The sequence below is a fragment of the Marinobacter sp. genome (assembly GCF_035268745.1).
Taxonomy (GTDB): domain Bacteria; phylum Pseudomonadota; class Gammaproteobacteria; order Pseudomonadales; family Oleiphilaceae; genus Marinobacter.
This window is the reverse complement of the sequence record NZ_DATFKH010000119.1, coordinates 1-23,584: the sequence shown is the minus strand read 5'-3', so window position 1 is coordinate 23,584 and position 23,584 is coordinate 1. Positions and strand designations below refer to the sequence as shown.

The 23,584-nt window shown below is 57.3% G+C and carries 23 protein-coding genes; 7 read left to right on the top strand and 16 right to left on the bottom strand.

Features of this window, described 5'->3' with window-relative positions:
• Positions 1-9: 9 nt before the first annotated feature.
• The 5 genes from VJ956_RS09095 to VJ956_RS09075 form a co-directional block, all read right to left on the bottom strand.
• Positions 10-855 (bottom strand): type II secretion system protein N, encoded by an 846-nt coding sequence (locus VJ956_RS09095; protein WP_324084008.1) that lies wholly within the window; start codon positions 853-855, stop codon positions 10-12.
• 30 nt (positions 856-885) lie between these two features.
• A complete protein-coding gene (locus VJ956_RS09090; RefSeq protein ID WP_324084006.1) occupies positions 886-1,683 on the bottom strand; it encodes a type II secretion system protein N in 798 nt (265 codons plus the stop codon).
• A gap of 169 nt (positions 1,684-1,852) precedes the next feature.
• Positions 1,853-3,505: a chaperonin GroEL gene (groL, locus tag VJ956_RS09085; RefSeq protein WP_324084003.1), complete on the bottom strand. Its 1,653-nt coding sequence runs from the start codon at positions 3,503-3,505 to the stop codon at positions 1,853-1,855.
• 64 nt (positions 3,506-3,569) lie between these two features.
• Positions 3,570-3,857 (bottom strand): co-chaperone GroES, encoded by a 288-nt coding sequence (groES, locus tag VJ956_RS09080; protein ID WP_324084001.1) that lies wholly within the window; start codon positions 3,855-3,857, stop codon positions 3,570-3,572.
• A gap of 159 nt (positions 3,858-4,016) precedes the next feature.
• A complete protein-coding gene (locus VJ956_RS09075) occupies positions 4,017-4,568 on the bottom strand; it encodes an FxsA family protein (protein WP_324084000.1) in 552 nt (183 codons plus the stop codon).
• Between the two features lie 112 nt (positions 4,569-4,680).
• On the opposite strand from VJ956_RS09075, the gene VJ956_RS09070 reads away from it, so the two are divergent.
• A complete protein-coding gene (locus VJ956_RS09070; protein WP_324083998.1) occupies positions 4,681-5,442 on the top strand; it encodes an SDR family oxidoreductase in 762 nt (253 codons plus the stop codon).
• 19 nt (positions 5,443-5,461) lie between these two features.
• Here VJ956_RS09070 and VJ956_RS09065 read toward each other — a convergent pair whose 3' ends face one another.
• Positions 5,462-5,767, bottom strand: coding sequence for an MGMT family protein (locus tag VJ956_RS09065; protein WP_324083996.1), 306 nt, complete (start codon positions 5,765-5,767; stop codon positions 5,462-5,464).
• Positions 5,768-5,850: 83 nt separating this feature from the next.
• On the opposite strand from VJ956_RS09065, the gene VJ956_RS09060 reads away from it, so the two are divergent.
• Positions 5,851-7,224 carry an AmpG family muropeptide MFS transporter gene (locus VJ956_RS09060; RefSeq protein WP_324083994.1) on the top strand — a complete coding sequence of 458 codons (1,374 nt, stop codon included), beginning with the start codon at positions 5,851-5,853 and terminating at the stop codon, positions 7,222-7,224.
• Between the two features lie 41 nt (positions 7,225-7,265).
• On the opposite strand, the gene VJ956_RS09055 is transcribed toward VJ956_RS09060, so the two are convergent.
• Positions 7,266-7,748, bottom strand: coding sequence for a YajQ family cyclic di-GMP-binding protein (locus tag VJ956_RS09055; protein WP_324083992.1), 483 nt, complete (start codon positions 7,746-7,748; stop codon positions 7,266-7,268).
• A gap of 144 nt (positions 7,749-7,892) precedes the next feature.
• On the opposite strand from VJ956_RS09055, the gene VJ956_RS09050 reads away from it, so the two are divergent.
• Positions 7,893-8,897, top strand: a complete 1,005-nt coding sequence (locus VJ956_RS09050; RefSeq protein ID WP_324083991.1) for a GGDEF domain-containing response regulator — start codon at positions 7,893-7,895, stop codon at positions 8,895-8,897.
• A 212-nt stretch (positions 8,898-9,109) separates the two neighbouring features.
• Here VJ956_RS09050 and VJ956_RS09045 read toward each other — a convergent pair whose 3' ends face one another.
• From VJ956_RS09045 to VJ956_RS16350, 6 genes are all read right to left on the bottom strand, one after another.
• On the bottom strand, positions 9,110-10,321 hold the full coding sequence (locus VJ956_RS09045) for an argininosuccinate synthase (RefSeq protein ID WP_324083989.1): 1,212 nt from the start codon (positions 10,319-10,321) through the stop codon (positions 9,110-9,112).
• Positions 10,322-10,396: 75 nt separating this feature from the next.
• Positions 10,397-10,558, bottom strand: a complete 162-nt coding sequence (locus VJ956_RS09040) for a hypothetical protein (protein ID WP_324083988.1) — start codon at positions 10,556-10,558, stop codon at positions 10,397-10,399.
• Positions 10,559-10,648: 90 nt separating this feature from the next.
• Positions 10,649-11,047, bottom strand: coding sequence for a flagellar export chaperone FliS (gene fliS / locus VJ956_RS09035; protein ID WP_324083986.1), 399 nt, complete (start codon positions 11,045-11,047; stop codon positions 10,649-10,651).
• 75 nt (positions 11,048-11,122) lie between these two features.
• Positions 11,123-13,111 carry a flagellar filament capping protein FliD gene (gene fliD, locus VJ956_RS09030; protein ID WP_324083984.1) on the bottom strand — a complete coding sequence of 663 codons (1,989 nt, stop codon included), beginning with the start codon at positions 13,109-13,111 and terminating at the stop codon, positions 11,123-11,125.
• A gap of 210 nt (positions 13,112-13,321) precedes the next feature.
• Positions 13,322-13,762 (bottom strand): flagellar protein FlaG, encoded by a 441-nt coding sequence (locus VJ956_RS09025; protein ID WP_324083982.1) that lies wholly within the window; start codon positions 13,760-13,762, stop codon positions 13,322-13,324.
• A 73-nt stretch (positions 13,763-13,835) separates the two neighbouring features.
• Entirely contained in the window at positions 13,836-15,332 is a 1,497-nt protein-coding gene (locus tag VJ956_RS16350) for a flagellin (protein WP_414674414.1), read from the bottom strand.
• Between the two features lie 383 nt (positions 15,333-15,715).
• Here VJ956_RS16350 and VJ956_RS09010 point away from each other — a divergent pair, with 383 nt between their 5' ends.
• Positions 15,716-17,257 (top strand): flagellin, encoded by a 1,542-nt coding sequence (locus tag VJ956_RS09010; protein ID WP_324083980.1) that lies wholly within the window; start codon positions 15,716-15,718, stop codon positions 17,255-17,257.
• Positions 17,258-17,365: 108 nt separating this feature from the next.
• Here the strand turns inward: VJ956_RS09010 and VJ956_RS09005 are convergent, their stop codons facing one another.
• A complete protein-coding gene (locus VJ956_RS09005) occupies positions 17,366-18,775 on the bottom strand; it encodes a plasmid pRiA4b ORF-3 family protein (RefSeq protein WP_324083978.1) in 1,410 nt (469 codons plus the stop codon).
• Positions 18,776-18,872: 97 nt separating this feature from the next.
• On the opposite strand from VJ956_RS09005, the gene VJ956_RS09000 reads away from it, so the two are divergent.
• The 3 genes from VJ956_RS09000 (at position 18,873) to VJ956_RS08990 (ending at position 21,662) form a co-directional block, all read left to right on the top strand.
• On the top strand, positions 18,873-19,112 hold the full coding sequence (locus tag VJ956_RS09000; protein WP_324083977.1) for a type II toxin-antitoxin system prevent-host-death family antitoxin: 240 nt from the start codon (positions 18,873-18,875) through the stop codon (positions 19,110-19,112).
• 1 nt (position 19,113) lies between these two features.
• Entirely contained in the window at positions 19,114-19,500 is a 387-nt protein-coding gene (locus tag VJ956_RS08995) for a type II toxin-antitoxin system VapC family toxin (protein ID WP_324083975.1), read from the top strand.
• Positions 19,501-19,664: 164 nt separating this feature from the next.
• A complete protein-coding gene (locus tag VJ956_RS08990; protein WP_324083973.1) occupies positions 19,665-21,662 on the top strand; it encodes a tetratricopeptide repeat protein in 1,998 nt (665 codons plus the stop codon).
• A gap of 63 nt (positions 21,663-21,725) precedes the next feature.
• On the opposite strand, the gene sbcB is transcribed toward VJ956_RS08990, so the two are convergent.
• Together sbcB and VJ956_RS08980 are read right to left on the bottom strand one after the other, a co-directional pair.
• Positions 21,726-23,171: an exodeoxyribonuclease I gene (gene sbcB / locus VJ956_RS08985; RefSeq protein ID WP_324083970.1), complete on the bottom strand. Its 1,446-nt coding sequence runs from the start codon at positions 23,169-23,171 to the stop codon at positions 21,726-21,728.
• Positions 23,172-23,252: 81 nt separating this feature from the next.
• Positions 23,253-23,584 (bottom strand): histone-like nucleoid-structuring protein, MvaT/MvaU family (locus VJ956_RS08980; protein WP_324083969.1); only part of this gene is annotated, 332 nt, incomplete at its 5' end.

The window sequence follows — 23,584 nt, the reverse complement described above, 5'->3', positions numbered from 1 at the left end:
CTGTATCGGTTAGCGCCACTGTTCGGGTATGGCATAGTTTACATTGAGGATGGCGCCGTCACGCTCGATTTCGATATCAATCTGTGACTCCGAGCGCCAGTTTTCCAGCAGCGCCTGATCCTGCTCAAAATCCCCCAGCCGCTGGCCATTGATAGCGGTGATGACATCCCCGGATTGCAGTCCCACAGCGTTCAGCATGGCGCTGGAGCCATCATAGAGATAACCGGAACCGCCGTCTTCACCAGCGGGCCTGAGCCCATAGGCTGCCAGTGCTCCCAGACCCTGACTTTGCAGCTGATCCCTGGCCGCTGCAACAAATTCGTCGGCAGAGCCTATCTCGGACGGAACATCCTCGATAAGGTCTGTGGGCAGTTTGTCCTCAAAACTCAGGCTCTCGTACTGGCCATTGCGGCGAATCAGCACCCGATTGGACTCCACCTCTGCCAGCTGAGCGTTCCCGGGCAGGGTATCGCCCACCCGGTAATGTTCTGTCACCCCGTTACTGCCCGCCACTATAGCACCGGAATCCTCCGGACGCTGCGCAACCATAACACCTTCCAGAGAAAGATTGAGACGGGTTTCCGGTGCCGAGCGTCTGACCGTTTCCGCCACCGGGGTCCCACTGGCGGGCCTGCCGAACAGGTCATGGGCAGCCATCGGCTGGAGCCGGCCGGACGCCCCCCCAGCGGCGCTGTTGCTTTCACCCGGCGCGGTGGCAAACGAGTGTTCGGTCCATGCCGTCATCCAGGTGAGCCGGGCCAGAGCCAGTGCCGAATACACCACCAGAGCCACCAGCAGGATGTTCGCCAGCAACTGCGCCAGACGGCTCTGGTTTGCCAATGATATCGGGCTCATCTTGCGGATGCCTTCATCTGAGCGCTGCCTTCATCTCAATGCTGCCGCGGGAATCAACGGTTGCCGGACCCTGAACACCACGTCTCCCGGTCTCGCCGAATCCGGCCAGGGCTGCTGGGCCAGATCGACCATCCTCTTGAACACCCGCAGATCCATCATGCCGGTCCAGCGGATATCGGCAACCGCCGCCGGGCCATCGCCACCTTCCTCGGAAACCACCAGGGTGATGCCGTCAGGATTACTGTCCAGGGTTGCCCGCATTGGCGGAAAGTCGGCGCGGCCCCGGCGGTTTCCCATGGGCCAGGTCACTTCGCCCCCACCCCACCGGCCGGAGCCACTGGCCTGGGTTATGGCCTGATCCGCCCAGACAACGTTCAGCCGCTCAATCGTAACCTCACCTTCAATAACGGCCCCACCACTGCGTCTGATCAGCGGCTCGAATTCAGCCACTCCGATAGTGCCGTCTGCATGCACTTCGCCATTGCCCTGCCAGGACACCAGCGCATCGCCCTGCACCGTGGAACCGGCCGTGGCCAGTGAAAAATCGACCGGTAGCGCCAGTGCCGACAGTGAAGGCATACCCAGATCCCATTCCAGCCTGACCGGAAAATCCATAACCGAAAGGTTTGCAACACCACCCCACAGTTGCCCGGCAAGCTGCTGCACCTGGACCTCCGGTGGCAGTGAAATCCGCCCCTGCGCCTGTTGCCAGAGCCAGCCTGCCGGCACCAGGGCGACCACAGCACCGGCATAGACGAACACACCGATCAGTACCAGCAAAACGACTTTGCCGGGCCTGAGGAACGCTTTGCCGGGAGACTCATTCATTCTCGGTCACGTGTGCTGGCTCATACTGTTGTGCTACGGGAAATTAAAGGCCCGCCGAGTTTAACAAAGCCGATTGCCAAGTTCATGACAAAAACGCAAGAACCCCGCGCCAGGGTAAACCGGCGCGGGGTCTTCAGGGGTTGCGGAAGGGCCCGGGAGCCCGGGGGCATTACATCATGCCGCCCATGCCTCCCATTCCGCCCATACCACCCATGTCCGGCATGCCGCCGCCTGAGCCTTCTTCTTCCGGCTCATCCGCAATCATCGCTTCAGTGGTGATGATCAGGGAAGCGACAGAAGCCGCGGCCTGCAGTGCAGAACGGGTCACTTTAGCCGGGTCAAGAATACCCATTTCCAGCATATCGCCGAACTCTTCAGTCGAAGCGTTGTAGCCGTAGGCACCTGTGCCTTCCAGAATCTTGTTAACCACAACGGAGGCTTCACCACCGGCGTTGGTTACGATCTGGCGCAGCGGCGCTTCCATGGCACGGCGCAGAATGGCTACACCGGCGCGCTGCTCTTCGTTGATAGCGTCAACCTTGTCCAGTGCTGCAATGGCACGGATCAGGGTAACACCGCCACCGGGGACAACACCTTCTTCAACGGCTGCACGAGTCGAGTGCAGCGCATCTTCAACACGTGCCTTCTTCTCTTTCATTTCCACTTCGGAGCCAGCGCCAACCTTGATGACGGCCACGCCGCCGGCCAGTTTGGCTACGCGCTCCTGAAGCTTCTCTTTATCGTAATCCGAGGTGCTGTCCTCGATCTGCTTGCGGATCTGCTCAACGCGTGACTCGATGTCCCTGTTGGCACCGGCGCCGCCGATGATCGTGGTGTTTTCCTTGGTCACGTTGACACGCTTGGCGGTGCCAAGATCGTCAATGGTGGTGTTTTCAAGGGAAAGACCCACTTCCTCGGAAATCACGGTGCCGCCAGACAGAATCGCGATGTCCTGCAGCATTTCCTTGCGACGGTCACCGAAGCCAGGCGCTTTCACCGCGTTCACTTTCACGATGCCGCGCATGTTGTTGACAACCAGAGTCGCCAGCGCTTCGCCTTCGATATCTTCGGCAATGATCTGCAGCGGCTTGCCAGCTTTGGCGACGCTTTCCAGTACCGGCAGAAGTTCGCGAATATTGGAAATCTTTTTGTCGACCAGCAGGATGTAGGGATCATCCAGTTCAACCGACATGCTTTCCTGGTTATTGATGAAGTAAGGCGACAGGAAACCACGGTCGAACTGCATGCCTTCAACCACGTCCAGCTCGTCGTCCAGGCCACGGCCTTCTTCAACGGTAATCACGCCTTCTTTTCCGACCTTTTCCATCGCGTCAGCAATCAGCTTGCCGATGGTTTCGTCGCCGTTGGCAGAGATGGTGCCAACCTGGGAGATGTTACGGTTGTCGTCACAGGGCTTGGACAGGTCACGGATCGCCTGTACTGCCGCGATGGTGGCCTTGTCGATGCCACGCTTGAGATCCATCGGGTTCATGCCGGCTGACACAGCCTTGATGCCCTCACGAACAATCGACTGAGCCAGAACCGTTGCAGTGGTGGTACCGTCACCGGCGGTATCGTTGGTCTGGGAAGCAACTTCCTTGACCATCTGGGCGCCCATGTTCTCGAACTTGTCTTGCAGCTCGATTTCCTTGGCCACGGAAACCCCGTCCTTGGTGACGGTCGGCGCGCCAAAGGATTTGTCCAGAACCACGTTGCGGCCTTTCGGGCCGAGGGTTACTTTTACTGCGTCTGCCAGAATGTTAACGCCCCGAACCATACGTTTACGGGCGTCATCACCGAATCTAACGTCTTTTGCTGCCATGTCTTCTATTCCTGTTCGTTTAACCCAATGTCAAAAAATAATCGGATTGTTGCGTCAACGAGACTTACTCGAGAACGCCGAAAATGTCGCTCTCGCTCATGATGAGCAGGTCTTCACCGTCGATCTTCACGGTATTACCGGCATACTGACCAAACACCACCTTGTCACCTGCCTTGACCGCGAGCGCCCGGGTTTCGCCATTGTCCAGGATCCGGCCGTTGCCGACAGCGATGACTTCACCCTGCGACGGCTTTTCTTTGGCATTACCCGGCAGCACGATGCCACCAGCCGTTTTTTCTTCTTCTTCATTACGACGCACGACAACTCGGTCGTGAAGCGGACGAATCTTCATTGCTCTGTATCTCCATTATCAGGTTAAGTGTGGCAATGATGGTTGCGTGAAAGCCGCGGCCTTTAACCTCCTGTTTTTCGGCAGTTATTGGCCCGCAGCGAACTCGTGGGATCTATGTGGGGCTGAGCGGTGGGTTTTCAATAGCCACCACAAAAAATTTTACGGTTTGGGATCGCTTTTATCGTCGCGATCCAGCCGGTCACGGTCACGCTCGGTTTCGTCACGATATTCACCCTCGATGATGTCATCCCGCCCGGGTGCTCCGGGCCTGGGGCCAAAGGGATCTGCCCCGGGGCCGAAAGGACCCTGGCCCGGACCAAACGAACCTGCGCGGAAGGTAAAGTTGCCGGACTGCCCGGCAACCACCATTCGTTTGAGGGCCTGCCCTGCCAGCCAGTGGCGGGAACCGGGCAGCAGGCAGAGAAACCCGATACCATCGGTGACGAAACCGGGGGTGAGCAGCAATGCGCCCCCGACCGCCAGAATCAGACCTTCTGCCACTTCCCGGGCCGGAAGTTCACCGCTGTTGAGACGCTGGTTCGCCTTCAGCAGGGTCGACAGCCCCTGCTGCCGCAAAAGCGCTGCACCGATCACCGCCGTCAAAAGCACCAGCCCGACAGTATTGAGAGCCCCTATTGCGACGCCAACTTTGATAAGAATCGTCATTTCCACAATCGGCATGACGATGAAAAGAAACAGAAAAACGCCCAATTGAGCCTCCGGGTAAAAAAAAGGTGCAACGATCTTGACTTCGGCCAGAAACCTGTTCGAAAAGATCTGGTATAATTGCCGTCCAATCTTTCAACTTATCTTAGGGCAAAACATGAAACTTCAAGATTCCGTAATTGCAATTACCGGCGGCGGCCAGGGACTGGGGCGGGCTATGGCCGAATTGTTGGCTTCCAGGGGCGCGCGCCTGGCACTGATCGACCGGGTTCCCGAAACCCTGGAAGAGGCAGCCGAAGCCTGCAAAAAAGCGGGTAGTGACGCCAAAACCTATGTCTGCAACGTGGTAGAAGAGGGCGAGGTTGAAACGACGTTTGCAGCCATCGTCAAGGATTTTGGCCAGCTCAACGGCCTGATCAACAACGCGGGCATTGTTCGTGACGGACTGATGGTGAAAGCAAAAGAGGGCCGGGTGGAAAAGCGCATGGAACTCGACCACTGGCAGTCGGTGCTCGACGTCAACCTCACCGGCGTTTTTCTTTGCGGCCGTGAAGCGGCCACACAGATGATCGAAACCGGATCTCAGGGCGTGATCATCAATATCGCCTCCATTTCCCGCGCCGGCAACATGGGCCAGAGCAACTATTCCGCTGCCAAGGCCGGAGTTTCGGCACTGGTGCCGGTGTGGGCAAAAGAACTGGCACGCTACGGCATCCGTTGCATGGGTATTGCGCCGGGCTTTCTCCGGACGGAAATGACCGCGTCCATGAAGCCTGAGGCCCTGGAAAAAATGAAGGCGTCTATTCCACTGAAACGTCTGGGCGAGCCGGAAGAAATCGCTGCCACTGCGGCGTTTATCCTCGAGAATGATTACATGTCCGGACGGATCATTGAGGTGGACGGGGCGCTTCGGCTCTAGCATCGGCGGACAATGTGACTCAGGGCTGCCACTGGAACTGTCGCATTGAAACCCTGCCATCAATAACCATGACGTCTTCCTCTCGTAAGCTCTGAGCCTGCACTTCAAAGGCCTTGCTTCCGGGAGGAAAGGCGATCTGGCCATTGCTCCGGATTACGCGGTACCAGGGGATCGCATGCCCATCAGGAAGCTTTCCCAGGGCTTTGCCGATGTACCTCGCCTGTCGGCCCAGACCCGCCATATCAGCGATCTGCCCATAACTGGCTACCCGACCGATGGGAATGGCGGCGACGACCTGCCAGATTTTCTGATCTTTGGCGCTCATTAATACTCCATCACTTGGCCATTGGGCCTGAATTCAGCATACTCCGTTTTCTTCAGTTTCCAATCCGCCTCGGAAGGCCTTTCATGGCATTGAATTCCGCCCATAAATTTCTCCAAGGCTTTCGGGTCTATCGAAATCCCCGGGTTATCGGCATGCTGTTCCTTGGGTTCTCGGCCGGCCTCCCATTGCTGCTGGTGGGCGGCACCTTCACGGCCTGGCTGCGCGATCTGGGGGTTGAGCTTGCCGCCATCGGTTTCCTCAGCTGGGTTGGTATGGCCCATTCCATCAAATTCCTTTGGGCACCGATTGTAGACCGGGCCCGCATCCCGTTACTCACTCAATGGCTGGGGTGGCGCCGAAGCTGGATGCTGGTTTCGCAGTTAACGATTGCCGGTTCATTGCTGGGCATGGCGCTGACGGATCCGGCCCGGCAACAGTGGCTGGTTGCCCTCTGGGCCGTCGTCGCCGCTTTTGGTTCGGCCACCCAGGACATTTCGGTCGACGCCTACCGCGTAGAGGCCGCTGAGCCCCATGAACAGGGTGGAATGGCTGCCAGTTACGTGACCGGCTACCGGGTGGCCATGTTGATGGCCAGCGCTGGTGCACTGCACATTGCGGCTATCGGAAGCTGGTCTATGGCTTATGGCACCATGGCATTGCTTATGGGTGTGGGCATCATCACCACACTGGTCAGTGCAGAACCAAAGAATCGACAGCCCGCCGCCGTTTTTGCCCAGGAAGCCAGGGTCATCGGGTACCTGGATCGAACCCACCATGGCGGCACCCGCAAAAACATCACCGCCTGGCTCATTGGCGCCTTTGTCTGTCCGTTTGCGGATTTTTTCCAGCGTTATGGCAAGGCCGCGTTACTTGTTCTGCTATTCATCGCCACCTTCCGGATCAGTGACATCTTTATGGGGGTAATGGCTAACCCCTTCTATCTGGATCTGGGCTTTACCAAATCCGAGATTGCCAACATCGCGGCCGCATTCGGGCTAGTCATGACCCTGACCGGGGCGGCAGTGGGCGGCGCGCTGGTTGCCCGCTTCGGCATTGCCCGAATGCTTCTGATTACCGCGTTTATGGCCCCGATAACCAATCTGACATTTGCGGCCCTTGCCATGATCGGCCCACAGCAGCCCGGGCTGATCGCCGCCATCATTGCCGATAACGTAACCGGCGGCATGGCGATATCAGTGTTTATTGCATATCTGTCCAGCCTGACCAACACGGCCTATACGGCTACCCAGTACGCCCTGTTCAGCTCATTAATGACCCTTCCAGGGCAATTCGCAGCCGGATTCACCGGCATGCTTGCAGAACAGGTGGGCTGGGTGAGCTTCTTTCTGATCACTGCGGGCACAGGCGCCCCGGCCATTATTCTGGCCGCGCTGCTGTTCCGTTTTGCGCACCCGGACAAACCTAAGGGGTCAATGGGGTCAGACCCCTGTGGGTAAGTCTTTTTTGCACTTATCCACAGGGGTCTGACCCCATTGTGTTAGTCGCGGAAATTGTTGAATTGCAGCGGGATATCCAGCTCGGCCTCTTTCAGCAGCGCGATGGCAGTCTGCAGGTCGTCCCGTTTCTTGCCTTTTACCCGCACCTTGTCACCCTCGATGCTGGCCTGGACCTTCAGCTTGCCGTCCTTGATCATTTTCACGATCTTTTTGGCCATGTCGGTTTCGATGCCCTGTTTCAGCAACAGATGCTGTTTGACCAGCTTGCCGGATTTACTCTCACCGTCCTCGGACAGTGCCCGGGCATCAATATTGCGCTTGGCAAAGGCCATCCGCAGCATATCCATCAGCTGTTCCAGCTGGAATTCCTGCTCGGCACTGATGGTAATGCCGTTGTCGTCCAGTTCAATGTTCGCTTCCACGTTCTTGAAGTCCCACCGGTTGCCAAGCTCGCGACTGGCCTGGTCCACCGCGTTGGTCACTTCGTGCATATCGATTTCAGAAACTATGTCGAAAGAAGGCATAACGGATTCTCACTTTTTACATTTATCCACGTCAGGGCAACCATAAAACGTTATACTGCGGTCTTCACGTTATTCAGGGTGCCAAAGCATACCAAGACAGGGCCGGCACCGCACCTGACAATGGACCGCCCAGCAGTGGATCTCATGCCAAACCTTGACCTTCCGATCCTGGTGGTAGACGACGCCAAATTCAGCAGCATGGTAGTTGGCCGCACCTTGCGTAAAGCCGGGTACCGGGATGTGCGCATCGCCAACAATGCAACGGCTGCGCTGGACTTCATTGAACAGCGTCCGGTCAGCGTTCTGATTGCCGACTGGCTGATGCCGGAAATGGACGGGCTGGAACTGACTGACCAGGTCCGCCAACAGGATGAGCAGGACAACCATTACACCTACGTGATTCTTCTGACCGGACGGGAAGGGGTGGAGGCGCTGTCTGAAGCCTTTGACCGCGGCGTGGACGACTTCATCTACAAGTCAGACATGAGCAAGCAGCTGATTCCGCGCATTTATGCGGCAGACCGCATGACAGACCGGCAGAACACCCTTCTTGAAGCCAATTCCCTGTTGATCGCAAACAACCGGGAGCTGGAATCCAGCAATATCATTGATCTGGAAACCGGGCTCTGCAATAACCGCTACAGCCGGGAAAGGCTTGCCAGGTGTCTGCGCCAGGCCGAGTCCAGGGGTGGCTCCACGGCCTATGTACTGTGTGGCATCCGCAACTGGCAGGAGCTGAAACGCAAGCATTCCCCGGCGGTTATCAGCGAACTGGCGGTTGGCATTTCCCGCAGGCTGAACCATTTGGTCCGGCCCATGGACTCCGTTTGCCGGATCGGGGACAACCAGTTCGCCATCATTGCCTATTTCCCCAACAGCGACTATTGCACCACCAAGGCGTTTCGCAGGGTGTTCGATGGCATTAACCACAAGGCACTGAAGACCTCCGCAGGCTATATCTCCGTTGAGGCCGGCATGGTTCTGTGTCGGGCGGATGGGAAGGACCCATTGCCATCGGTGCAGCAAATGGAACGGGCAGCGGTTCAGGGACTGATGGATGCCTATGAAACCAGGCGGTTTACCGGGACCAAACCGGAAATCGGAGAGCAAACCTCAGGTTCACACTTGGTAACACGTCAACACAGATAACAAACAGACACCAGGTCGGCCAGGCCCTATTCTGCAATTAAGGATGCAGGCAGTAACCGACATGGTGGAGGGGCCGCGCAGTACCTCCGCCGCCATCCGGACTGCCCGCCATTCAGGACACAGGAATTTTTTTCAGCTCCCTTGCTCTCTCCTCATCTTCAAGCCAGCCAGTCAGCTGGCTTTTTTTATGCCTGGCCGTTAAAGCCCCCGTCTCAGAGCTTACGGCCCTTGCTCGCGGCAATCCGTAACCGCAGTGCGTTCAGCTTGATAAAGCCTTCGGCGTCTTTCTGGTCATACGCGCCCTGATCTTCCTCAAACGTCGCAATTTTTTCATCAAAAAGCGAGTCCCCGGACTTGCGTCCGACCACGTCCACATTGCCTTTGTAAAGCTTCAGGCGGACGGTGCCGTTGACATAATGCTGGGTCTGGTCGATCAGCGCCTGCAGGGCTTCCCGTTCCGGCGACCACCAGTAACCGTTGTAGATCACCTCGGCATAGCGCGGCATGATGCTGTCTTTCAGGTGCGCCACTTCCCGGTCCAGGGTAATGGACTCGATCGCACGGTGAGCCCGCAGCATGATGGTTCCGCCCGGGGTTTCATAACAGCCACGGGACTTCATGCCGACATAACGGTTCTCAACAATATCCAGGCGGCCAATGCCATTGTCGCCACCCAGCTTGTTCAGGGTTTCCAGCACCACGTGCGGCTTCATATCCTGGCCGTCGATAGCCACAATGTCGCCCTTGCTGTAAGTCAGCTCAACATAGGTCGGGGTTTCCGGGGCGGCTTCCGGAGAAACGCTCCAGCGCCACATGTCCTCCTCCGCTTCGGCCCAGGGATCTTCCAGATTGATGCCTTCATAGGAAATGTGCAGCAGGTTGGCATCCATGGAGTAAGGGCTCTTGCCCTTCTTCTTCTCCACCGGAATGTCACGCTCGTCACAGTAGGCCAACAGTTTTTCGCGGGAGTTCAGATCCCACTCGCGCCAGGGCGCAATAACTTTTACACCCGGCTTGAGTGCATAGGCACCCAGCTCGAAGCGGACCTGGTCGTTACCCTTACCGGTTGCGCCATGGGAAATGGCATCAGCGCCGGTTTCATTGGCAATCTCAATCAGCCGGCGGGAGATCAACGGCCGGGCAATGGAGGTGCCCAGCAGGTACTCACCCTCGTAAATCGTATTGGCGCGGAACATCGGGAATACATAATCCCGCACAAATTCCTCACGCAGATCCTCGATATAGATCTCTTTTACGCCCAGGGTTCCGGCTTTCTGCCGTGCCGGCTCAACCTCTTCGCCCTGACCGATGTCGGCGGTGAAGGTGACAACTTCGCAGCCGTAAGTATCCTGTAACCAGCGAACGATGACCGAAGTATCGAGGCCACCGGAATAGGCCAGCACCACTTTTTTAATATCAGACATGCCTGTGCTCCAGACTGAACAGAATGGATGTTACAAAAAGAAGGTCGGTATTGTACGGGAGAGCTCGGGGAATGGCTATTCAGTGGGGCTTTCGACGATTCGCTGGTCACCGCTGTCGTATTCAGGGCGACCAGCTTTGCCGAAGAAAATTGCTTTCAGTTCGCCAGTCGCCGACATTTGCGCAATGGCTGCGCGGAACTTCCCGGCAACATCCGGGCGCTGCAGCGTCGTCCGCAAGGGCCGATCCTGCCGAGGCTGCAAAGATCAGGACCACAACCAGAGATAATGAAACTGTCATGCTGATCCAGATTCAGCACCAGGAGACGATCAAACGGCCTGCTGCTGCGAAATCACCTCTTCCCGAATACCATCCCACCCATCCTTGATCGAACGCAGCAGATCTGCAACTTCATCCAGCTTCTTGGGGTTGTTATTCAGGTTGGCTTCAAACAGCGCGTGCTCCATGTAGTCGTAAAGCGCCTCAAGCCGAACCGCAAGGTCACCGCCTTTCTCGAAATCAAGGAAACCGCGCAGGCCGCCAATGATCTCAATGGCCTTGTTAATAAGCTTGCCCTTGCCCTCGAAATCTTTCGACTGCATCCGGGCCTTGGCCATGTTAATCCGCTCAAGCGCTCCGCTGTAAAGCAGGTGAATCAGCCTGTGCGGATCTGCATCAGTGATGCTGGTCTGGGCGTTCACCCGCTGGTATGCCTGTAAACCGTTCATAAGTAACCTCTTGATTCACCAGCCAGTGAGCCGGTTCCGCTGTGTTCGGGTAAGCTATCAATCAGTATAGCCTGTTTAATTTTCTCGATTATTCCGGGGGGCAAGGGCCGCCAGTTGCTGACTTACAAAATCCTGAGTGCTGTTCAGTTGCGAAATCAGCGAGTCCGCAGCTGAAAACTGGCTGACCAGTCGCTCCCGGTAAGACACAATTCTTTCCTCGAGCCGGATGCGATTTTCCTGGATCTGTTCCAGATCGCGATTCAGGCTTTCGGTCCTGGCGTCGAGCGCCCCATCGGCGCCTACAAAACTGGTGACCAGATTGACCGTGCGCTCGGCAACACCCTCAATAAAGGTGATGGACCCCCGACTGCCTGTGGCGTCACCAAGAATCCGGGCCTGTAATCCGGAAGGTCCGCCATTATCGGCACCCAGGAACAGAACCTGCCCGTCTCCTTCCGCTGCCCGGCCATCAATCGTGCCGGCGACGTCAACGCCGGCCGTGCTGGTGACCGAGTCCAGACCAAAGATGGCGGCATTTTCCGCAGAGGCCAGGGTAACGGCGGATTCACTACCGTACTTGGACGAAGTGAAACTCAGATTACCGCTTGCATCAAGCTCTGCCCTCACGGACGTCCCCGCCGCACCGAGCGCATTATTACTATTGAGCTGAGACTGGATCTCATCCACCAGGTCCTGGGCGGATGTGTAGGTCTGTTGCGTCAGTTGCAGGCTTACCGATGTTTCACCGTTAACCTGAAGCGTCAGTTCGTCATTACTGCCATCAATTGCGATACCGGCGGCCAGGGCACTACCGGCGAGAAGATTCCCCTGGGAAGCCACCTGTGTCACGTTAATGTCATAGCTACCCGGCTGGGTCTCGCTGCTACTGCGAATAAACTCTACCTGGCTGTCTGTAGCACGGCCCTGCTCCGCAAACAGCGCGGTCACATCATCCGGGTTGTTCTTGAGCTGCTCTTCGAACTCTGCCCGGTCAAACTCCAGCCCGCCGGTTTCAAAATTGGTTGTGATCCCGACGTCCGCGAGGCTGCGAACGCTGGAGTTCTCAAGACCCGGAACCACACGGGTCAGTATCTGACGCAACTGGTTCTGGATATCCCGGACCGTGCTGTCACCGGTCAGCAAACTGCCTCTGCCGGCCTCTGCGTTAAAGCCGGCAAGGCTGTCTATGGTTGACTGCAATGAATTGAACTTGTCCACGAAGCCCTGAACCCGGCCAGAAACAGCCCCCAGATCCTGCTCTACCCTGACGGTGGATATGCCGGTGCCGGAGATATCGAAGGTCAGGCCGTCGATCACGTTCTCGAAACTGTTGGTAGAGCGGGTTATCTCCACCCCATTGATTTGCATCACTGCGTCGGTCGCGGCAATTGTCTGCTGCAACCCTGCGCCAACATCCATGCCCGCGTTGAAAGCGAAGCGGGAAAGGCCCAGGTTATCCGTATCGGTACCGCTGTTATCACCGGATACCGAAATACTCACCGCATTGGCCGTGCCGGTTTCGTCGGCAGACAGCACCAGTTGAAAACCGTTACCGGTATCGATAACGCCGGCGGACACACCCGCATCGGAATCATTGATGGCATTCGCCAGACCCTGCAGGCTGTCGTTGCTGTTGTCGATGGTTATATTGGCTGTGTTGTCGCCGACATTGAGAGTCAGAGTGCCCTGGCCCACGCTGGTCGAGTCGCGATCATCGAATACAGCATTTGAAGCGAGCGCCTGGGCACTGGCAAGGCTGGTCACATCAACGTTATAGGTGCCACGATTAGCCTTGGTGCTATCGACCGCGACCCCGATATCCTCGTTGGACGAAGACGCCGAAAACGCCTTGAGGTTATCCGGCGCGCTCAGTTGACGCATGGGCAGGCGCAGCTCGGTGACCGCACTACGGAGCTTGCCATAGGCAGACAGGAGCGCATCAGTCTGCTCAGTCTTTCGGTTCAGGCGGGTGTCCGTCGGACTGCGCTCGGCGGCGACCAGCTGATCCACCAGATCCGAGGTAAGAACCCCCGACCCGATGCCTAATGATGAAATACCTGCCATGACTCTGCCTCCTCAGGGGGGCTTCATTCTCTATTGTTCCGTTTATCGGCAGAAAGCGGCAAATCTTTGCCCTTTTTCAGTAAATCCGCCTGCCGATTTGTTACAGCGTGTAACCTGTTTTGCTGCCATAAAGCAGAACACCGCCGGCCCCTTTCGGGTGCGGCGGTGCTGAAAGTCCGTCATTCTCACCAGCGCAAGAGCGGCAAGCCCTTACACCTTGATGTTAAACAACGTCAGCGGTTCATCCTGCTGCAAGTTTTCTGCCAACCTCAATGCAAGCTCATTCGGAATCTGCCGGATAACCTCTTTGGTAGATTGGTCAACCACTTTTACGACCGTCTGCCCCAGATCATTATCCACTTCGAACTGCAGATCCCGCTGGACGTTCTGAACGAAATCGTTCAGCTGCGATACCGCATCATCCAGTTGCTCCCGCTGGGCTTCGTTGCGATTCTCAAGCCGTTCGGCTTTCGAAGGCTCCTGAGCCTCGGTAGGAGACTGAACGCGGTCCGCACGACCAGCGGATGAGGGTGCAACCTGGGCTGAGGCATTACTGCCGTCGGCCTGAGATGACGAAATCGCCCGAGCCGGAGCCTGTTCGCTGGAGCGAACCAACTTCAGACCCGGGCTGTTCAGGTTAACGTCATTCATAGCTTTACCTCACTATCCTTATGCGGCGCTGAACCGGGGCCCGAAAGCCCCGGTTGTTACCGCGTTGCCCCGATTACTGCAGGAGGGACAGAACCTGCTGAGGCCGTGCGTTGGCCTGGGCCAATACCGAGATGCCTGCCTGCTGCAACACCTGCGACTTGGCCAGGTTGGCGGTTTCCGCCGCGAAGTCAGCGTCCAGGATACGGCTGTTGGCCGCTGACAGGTTCTCAGAGGTCGTTGCCAGGTTAGAGATAGTGGAGTCAAAACGGTTCTGAACGGCACCCAGATCGGCGCGGATACCGCTGATCTGCTCCAGCGCTGCATCTGCGATTGCGATCGCACTGCTTGCTCCGGCAACGTCACCGATGTCGATTGAGGAAACCGAGTCAAGACTGGATTGAACAACATCGCCCGCAGCGGTGTTGTTAAAAACACTACCAGCGGCAGCCGTTTGATCTGACGTTGCCGTAAAGGCACCAGAAGAGTTCAAAGTCAGTTCACCGGCCACAATCGAGCTATTAGTGCCTCCGGATGTAAGCTCAGTCGCGGTTGCCCCATCAGTCCCTGCCAGGTCTACTGTACCGGCCCCTGAATTGACGAAGTCTGCAAGCCGGATATCTTTGCCATCCGCTTGAGTCAGAGCGAGCGACCCACCGGTTGCCTCTGCAGTGACCCCGGTGGTACCAGCTGTCTCGTTGATAACACTTGCCAGTGCACTCAAATCCCCTGTTGTGACCGCCGCTGAAATCGTCGCTGTGTCGCCACCACTTCCGAGTGTAAAAGAAACCGTGCCGTCCGCAGCAAGACCGGACAATGTTGCTGTCGTTGTTGCTTCTGCTGTAACGCCGGTCACACCGGATTCGTCGTTGATTTTCTGCGCAACTGTTTCCGCACTATCACCACCAGCAACCGTTACTGCCGCCGGGCCTTCAGGGCCGGAGATTGTCAGAGTTTGACCAGCAATCGTATTGGAGGCATTCGTTGCCAGCCCGCTGGTTGCTGTCGTGGTTGAGCCTGTGCCTTGGTTAACCGTTGCGTTTACATCGTTTACGGTGTTGTTACCAAGATCCGCACCACGCGCGCCGGCTACAGACACGGAAATGGTCTGGCCTGCGTTCGCACCCACCTGAAAATTCTGGGCGGTGAAGCTGCCGTCAAGCAGGTTAATTCCGTTGAACGCAGTGCTCGAGGCAATCCGGTCAACTTCCTGTTTCAGCTGGTTGACCTCGCCCTGCAAGGCAGACCGGTCAGACGCAGAGTTGGTTGAGTTCGCGGACTGAACGCTCAGGTCGCGAATACGCTGGAGAATGTTGGTGGTTTCCTCGAGTGCACCTTCGGCGGTTTGCGCCAGAGAGATACCGTCGTTGGCATTGCGTTCAGCAATGTTGATCCCGGATATCTGCGACTGGAAGCGGGTAGAAATCGCCAGACCGGCCGCGTCGTCTTTTGCTGAATTGATGCGCAGACCGGAAGAAAGGCGTTCAAGCGCCTGATCATTTATGCTTTGAGACTTGCTCAACTGATTCTGAGCAGACAGTGACGCAACGTTAGTGTTGATACCGAGAGCCATAATACTTCTCCTTCGACGGAAGTCGTTTTTTCATGGAAAAGGTCTGGCGCCCGTTTTCAGTTTGATAGCGCCTCCCTGTTACTCTCCTTAACGGCGCCCTGTCGGGTTGCTTTAGAAAAAAAATCCCTGGTTTTTGTCAACAAATGTAAAACCGGCAATTCAGTTCCTTTCTTACGGCAGCAGTTTGGCGCGCTCAGCCTCCCTGCAGCGATGCCGGAAGTGAAAAGTCTTTTAGAAACAGGCTTCTCAATTCAAATCCTGAAAACTGGCACGGCCTTCGCTTGACACCCTGCAAAACGGCAATTTAACGAGTCAGCGCCGGCAAGGTCCCCTTTCATAAAAGGTCACCAGGCTGCCGGCACCTCTGAGCAGGGAGAATTGATATGCCTCAGATCATCAATACCAACATTGCGTCGCTGAATGCTCAGCGTAATCTGAATACGTCACAGGGCGATGCCAACATTGCGTTGGAACGTCTGTCTTCCGGTCTGAGGATCAATTCTGCCAAAGACGATGCCGCGGGCCTGGCGATTTCCGAACGCTTCACGTCCCAGATCAAAGGCCTTAACCAGGCCATCCGTAACTCCAACGACGGCATTTCCCTGGCACAGACCGCCGAGGGCGCCCTGGGTGAATCCAGCAACATTCTCCAGCGCATCCGTGAACTGGCCGTGCAGTCTGCCAACGCCACCAACTCGGCTTCCGACCGGCAGGCCCTCCAGGCCGAAGTCAACCAGTTAAAGGAAGAACTGGAGCGGATTGCCACAACTTCCGAGTTCAACGGCCTGAAACTTCTGGATGGCTCCTTCCAGGCGCAAAAGTTCCAGGCCGGAGCGAATGAGAACCAGACCATCGCCGTCTCCGTGGATAGCGCTCGTATCAATGATCTGGCCAATAACACCCTGGCAGCCGGAAACGCGACCGATAATTCGGGCACGGGCTCGACCACTGTAGCCGCTGCTACTGCCCCTGCTCAGAATACCATTGGCCAGCAAACGCTGACTATCGCAAGCTCGCTCGATACCCAGACCGTCCCGATCGGGGCCGGTGATACCGCAGAGGAAATAGCCGCGTCAATCAACAACGCAGCAGCGACTACAGGTGTTGAGGCAACAGCCCAGACCGAAGTAACGCTCAGCGGCCTGACCGGAGCTGCTCCGCAGACCATTACCCTGACCGTGTCCAACGGTGAAACGAGCGCCACAGTCGCGGCGCAGATCAGCGATACGTCTGACCTGTCACCCCTGGCCAAAGAAATCAACGCAGCATCAGGGAGAACTGGAATTGGCGCTGAAATCAACACCGACGGCACCATTAAACTGGTCCACCCTTCCGGGAAAGACATCGTCATTGAAGACTTTACAGCCGGGGATACTCAAACCATCACCGTCCAGGGCAGCGCAGACCCAGGCCCAAGCCCCGCAACACTTACCAGCGGCCCCACGGGCGCACCGACGGATAATAGCGTCAGAGTCGCTGGTGAGCTGACTTTTGACTCCTCCGTGAGCTTTGCCTTGCAATCAACCGCGGCCCAGACCGCTCCGACCGGGCCCAACGAAGGCAGCATTCTGAACGTGGCTGCGAACACGGCTGACGGCTCCACCCCGGAAAACGTTGCGGGTGTTGATATCAGTACCATTGATGGCGCCACCGATGCTCTGGCAGTGGTCGATGCCGCCCTGGAACGCATCAGCAGTATTCGGGCCGATCTCGGTGCCGCCCAGAACCGCCTTGAATCAACCATCGCGAATCTGAGCACGACCTCGGAAAACCTGTCGGCAGCGCGCTCGCGGATCCAGGATGCAGATTTCGCATCAGAATCCGCAGAACTGGCCCGCACCCAGGTCCTGCAGCAGGCCGGCCTGTCCGTACTTGCCCAGGCCAACGCCCGGCCCCAGCAGGTGCTGCAGTTATTGCAGGGCTAACCTCAGCAAGCGAACCAGAACGGCCGGGCGATCAACCCGGCCGTTTTACTTTGGGGTCTGACCCCAGGACATTTCGCGCAAGCAAATGCACTGGGGTCTGACCCCAACTCACCGGCGCACAAACATTCCCTCAAACAACGCCGTTCGCCTCATTTTCTGATCACCCTCCTCGCGAAACCCGGCATTCTCCGGATCCAGCTCGATCAGGCCAAGTAGATGGTAAAGCGTCACCATCCGCGAACGCAGTGCCGACTTTGCCTGGTCTTCTTCAGTCATGTAACTGACCGGGTAGGCGGCAAGCGGAAGCCGGGGGAAGGCTTTGAGCATATCATTCACGTATTCGTCCACCGTCCGCCACTGGTCGCCTTTCTCAGACAGCAGCCAGAAACAGAACGGTCCGGTGTACTGGATATCTTCCAGGCCATCGTAATGGTCCATGGAGGCCCAGTTGAGCCTGGCCAGCACTGTGTCAAGAAGATCCCGATAGGCAGTCAGCCAGCCTTTTTTCTCCAATTTGGTTTCAGCGGTCTTCTTGAGTGAAAGCACACCTTTCTGCTTCCTGGTGTAGCCGGCAATTTCCAGCAACACGCGCGTGAGAATCACCGCCAGCACATGTTCTTCAGAGCGAACCGGGGAATATCTCGCCATCGGCGCTACCACGAATTCTCCGCCGACGTCGATCATTGCCTTTACGTGCTTAAGAGGCAGGTTGCCCTTACCGGTCAGGCGAATGCCTTTGCCTTTCAACGCTTCCACCAGCACTTTTGCCATGCGAATGATCGGTGCGGTGTCGAGCGCCTGATTCACCGCTTCCGCGTTGAAAAGAGGGTTGAACACCGAGGGGCAGTTGAGCGGGCTCTGCAGGAGTTCGTGAACCTGGACAGGGCTGAGCCCGCAAAAATCGCTGACGGCCGGCGCACCACCATCTGGATCCTCTGGAAACCAGGCCGCACGCTCGGCAAGATCCGCATTGATCTGTTCAAGGTCGACGAATTCCGGCTCAAACCACTCACCGCCTATCCATTCACGGACGGCGATGTGTTCCGGGTGCGCCATATCCTCCATGGCTTCCAGAAAATCGTAAAACCCGGGCAGACCACCGACATCTTCCGGCGGGCATTGGCGCACGGCCTTTATACAGCGTGGCAATGCTTCGTTGCTCGCCTCTGCGGGAATGATCTTCTCGAGGACAATCTCGTGCTCCCAGCTGTCACCAAAATCGTACTCGTAACGCAACGCCTGCCCTTCCCTCGGCAGCACGGCAGAAATGGGCACGACGGCTTCGTCCCGGAAATTCATCATGCCGTCAAAGTCCTCAGCCGGGTCGCCGATCAGAGTGCCGTCTTTTGCCTGAAAAAGATGCAGATGCGAGGCCTGCCAACCCATGGCAACCTGAATAATCCGGTGCAGATCCTGCAAACTGGTATCCGGTTCGATCAAAAGTCGCCGCCAGATAGGCGGTTGGGCGCCATTCAGCGACACTTTGACTTGATAGACGTTACTGCTTGGCTTGGCCATAACTCTCCCTCAGTTTTGGGGTCAGACCCCAATTTTCTAGCCGAAATAAACTGACAATGATAAACTAAGTCTATAAAACTAAGTCAATGGAGGCAAAATGGAATCTGTCAACATGCACGAAGCCAAAACCCGCCTTTCACAACTGGTTGCCCGCGCTGCCAAAGGCGAGGCATTCATCATCGCCAAAGCAGGAAAGCCAGTTGCCAGAGTAACAGCCTATGATTCCCCCGAAGAAAGCCAACAAAGAAGGCTTGGTTTCATGGCTGGCGAATTCACTGTGCCGGGCGATTTCGACCGCATGGGCCAGGACGAAATAGCCGATATGTTCGGGGGCTAAAATGAACCTGCTTCTGGACACTCACATACTTTTATGGGCCGCAGCCGATCCAGCCAAGCTGTCATCAGAAACGACAAACCTGATCAGTAATAAAGATAACCGCCTGTATTTCAGCGCTGCCAGTATCTGGGAAGTAGTCATCAAGAATGGTCTTCACAGACCCGATTTTTTTGTTGATCCCCATATACTGCGGCGCGGTCTGGTCGATAACGGTTATCTGGAGCTGCCGATATCAACTCAACACACCCTTGCTTTAAGCCACCTCCCGGATATTCACAAAGACCCGTTCGACCGAATCCTCGTTGCCCAGGCCGAAACAGAAGGGTTCCTGCTGCTCACCTCAGACGAACTGGTGGCACAATATCCCGGGCCTGTTCGCCTGGTTTAGCTTTGGGGTCAGACCCCAAGACATTTCACCTCACCAAATGCACTGGGGTCTGACCCCAAAACTGGCACAGGTTTCGCAGTTACACCTCAAACGCACTACAAAACATCAAAAAACTGCAGACCATTGCCGCTCTGGTTGCTGCGGCGGGTTAAATGAGGTGTCCCATGCAAGCACAGCACAGTATCCACGCCACAGATGAACAGCGGGTCCAGCTCGCGCGGCTTCTGCTACAGGCCAATCTGGCCTATGGCGAGGCCAACAGCCCGGTCTCGGTGGTTCAGAGCCTGAAGGCGCGGCGTGAATGCCGAACCTATCTTGGCGAAATTCTGGATCAGGACCCGGGCAATGCTGCGGCGCTGGGTTTGCTGGGTCGAGTCGAGATGGACGACGGCGATCTGGAACAGGCACAGCGCCTGTTCACCCGCAGCCTCAGTGTGGATTCGAATCAGCCCCAGCAGTACACCAACCTGGGTTACTGGGCGATCCGCTCCGAGCGCCCCACCCTGGCGGAGCAGCATTTTGCACAGGCCCTGGAACTGGACCGGCAATCTGCCGCCGCTTTCTGCGGCATTGCCCATGCCAAGCGGATTCAGGGTGCCTTCGATGTTGCTTACCTGCATTACCGCAAGCTCCTGCAGACCGGCCTTGAATGGCCGTCGGTCTACAGCGGCATGTTGCAGTGTGCAGCGAACCTTGATGTCAACAGCGCAGACCCGGAGCTGGCCCAGGATGCCATTGCCCTGCTTCGCCACGATGGCCTGCCCCATCAGGAACTGGGCCGCTTCGTCGCCGCAATCATCCGCCAGCAGTACGGCCTGGCAGACCCGGACGCACAAATTTCGCTGGAACACGCCAGTCAGGATTCGCTGCTGCTCCTGGCGCTGAATAAAACCCTGATGCCGGACCCGGCCGTGGAAGAACTGGTCAGCCTGCTGCGCCGCTCGGTGCTGGCGGAAGTCGCGCAAACCGCAGAGCTGAGGGATGAACTGCAGGCACTGGCACTGGCCCTGGCGGTCTACAATGATCGCACCGGCTATGCCCTGACCGCTGATGCAGATGAAGAGCGCCTGGTCGACGCGATCAACAGCGGCATCAGCGCACAGCTGGCCCTGGGCGATAGCCAGGACAGCCTGATCGGCTCGCTGATACTCAGTGCCATGTACGGGGCACTGTTTCACCAGAATTTTGCCGTCCAGCTGGGTGCCTGGAATTTGGTGGACTGGCCTTTGGCCATGCAGGCTGCCATGGCTGCAAGCTTCTACGACCGGGGCGCGGAAGAAGCCATCAAACAGGGCTTTGACGAGAAATCGGATGAACTGCTATTCGAAAAAACTGACCTGCCCCAGGCCTGGCCTTCCTGGTCAACGCTTTCCTACCACACCCCGAGCAGCCTGAAAGCAACGCTGGCGAACGAGCTTGGCCTGGCAACAGATGCCTGCCCCGACACACTGCGGATGATGGTCTGCGGCGCCCGCTCCGGCCAGCGGGCGATGGAACTGGCGTATTATCTGAGTGACGTGGAAGTGATTGCGGTGGATGAATCCCTGGCAAATATCGCCAAGGCTACCCGCATGGCTGAAGACATGGGCATCAACAATATTGTGTTCTGGCCCTGGTCTGTTGCCCGGCGATTTCTGGCAGACGATCACAAGGTACACTGGATCGAAATCGGCAGGCTGCCATCAGCCAACATGACGAAGGTCTCACTGGCGGAGATCGCGTGCTCGGGTACCGCCAGCGGCGCCATTGTCCACATGCACACCGGCGTCGGCGAACAGACCGGGGGCGACCGCCATATCCGTGAACTGATTGCCCGGCACAACCTGCAACCAACCCGCCCTGCCCTGCGCCAGCTCCGTAAAATGGTGCTGAACAATCGGCAGGACCCGGTCTGGACGGAACTGGTTGCAGACCCGGACTTTTATGCCCTCGGCGGATGCCGCGATCGCTGGTTTGCGGAACAGGATCCACAACAGCTGAACGAACTGATGGCACTGGTCAGCAACGAAGTCGACTGGAAACTGGTAAAAGCCCGCGACACCGACGGCCACAGCCTGGCCACCGGCCCGGTGCAGAAACAGATTCGGGCCGAGGCACTGGGGAGTGAGGTGCAGAGCGTGATGGGACAGGGATTGTCCGTGTATTTTCAGCGCCGGCGGTGACTGGGCGTCAGAATTGGGGTCAGACCCCAGAATGCGGGGTCTGACCCCAATTCTGACCCCGATTCAAACGTAGGGGATGAGGGATTCGCCGTAGAGGTGGAGCTCTTCGAGGATATGGCGTTGCTCCGGCGTCAGCTCGGGGTCGGCAGCCAGGCGCTGCAGTTCATGGGCATAGGCTTCCAGTGATCGCCAACCCTTCTTGGGGTTCATCAGTCGCTGGCTGCGAAACTCTTCCCACTGCTCCTGCTCTTCGCCAACCAGGGTCTCCGGATAGTTCCGCGCCCGATAGCGAAACACCAGCTCAGCCAGCCGGTCATCCTCGAACCGGAACTGTTCTTCCGCCAGTGCTTCCACCGGCTGTTTCAGCAGCCGGTTCAGGGTCTCCCGATCGGACTTGCTGATAAATCCACCGGCATAGAGCTGTTCGTCCGGGTCCGTCAGGTCACTGTCGTGGGGCTGGTCAAAGGCCTGGGCGATGCGCGCAGGCAGATCTGCGGCTTCACGCAGCAGCGCAAGATTGCGGCGCAGGCGTTCGCCATCCAGATCAAGCGAAGCCAGCCGCTCTTCGGGTATCGACTTCAACATTGCCGAAGGCGCGAGCACCGGGCACTTGTTCAGTTGCACGCCCTTCAGGGCAAAGCGGCTGACGCTTTCTCCCAGATCTGCCTGGGAGGTAAACACCCGCTCACGAATCTGTTCGGGCGTGGCCTGAATCAGTTCGGTGGGGTCTTCCCGGAGATCATAGACAATCACCAGGTTCCGGTTGGTCGGGTGCTCGGCCACCGGTGCAACCATGGCGCAACATCCCCGGGTCGCCGGATATTTGGCCGACACATGAAATACCGGTTTCATGGAGGCGGTATCCAGCATCGCCCGGGCGGAATGCTTGTCCTTGTTCTGCAGCACGAAATCAAACAGCTTTGGCTGTTTTTCCCTGATCAGGCGCGCCAGGGCAATCGTTGCCTCGACATCCGACATGGCATCGTGGGCGCTCTGGTGGCTGATGCCATTGGCGGCGGTCAGTTCCTCCAGGCGGAAACTCGGGCGGCCGTCATCCTTGACAGGCCAGTTGATCCCTTCCGGGCGCAACGCGTATGTCAGCCGCACCATATCAATAATGTCCCAACGGGAGTTGCCGTTCTGCCATTCACGGGCATAGGGGTCGCGAAGGTTGCGATAAAGGGTGTGGCGGGTTACCTCGTCATCAAACCGCAGGCTGTTGTAGCCCACCACACAGGTACCGGGCTGGCTGAACGCTTCATTGATCTGCGCGATGAACTCCGCTTCCGGATAGCCTTCCTGCAGTGCTTTCTGGGGGGTGATTCCGGTAATCAGGCAGGCTTGCGGCGACGGCACGTAATCATCGGCCGGGCGGCAATAAATAATGAGGGGGTCTTCGATGATGTTCAGGTCCGCATCAGTGCGGACGCCAGCGAACTGGCAGGGCCGGTCGTGGACGGGATCGACCCCGAAGGTTTCGTAATCGTGCCAGTAGAAAGAGCGGATCACCGTTCAGGACTCCTGCGCAGAATCAAATGGGATTGCTGCGCAGTCTATCAGGAAGCCGGAACCAGATCCGCCATGACCGGATCAGTCCTGCTGCCAACTCTGGACCGCGTCCTTGCCGTGCTTCTTGCGCCATTCATTCAGCGTCTTGTGATTACCACCACGGGTCTGTACCACTTCGCCGGTGTGGGGGTTCTTGTAAGTCTTCATCGGACGCTTGGCCCGGCTTCCGCCTGATGCAGTTGCCTTGCCACCAGCAATCGTCGGATCAATCGCAGACAGAATCTGCAAGACATCCTTCGGCCCTTTTTTATACTCTTTCATCAGGTCACGAACCTTGTTTTCAAATTCAAGTTCCCCCTTCAACGCCTGATCCTGCTCAAGTTGAGCCAGTTCTTCAGAAAGCTTTTCAACCA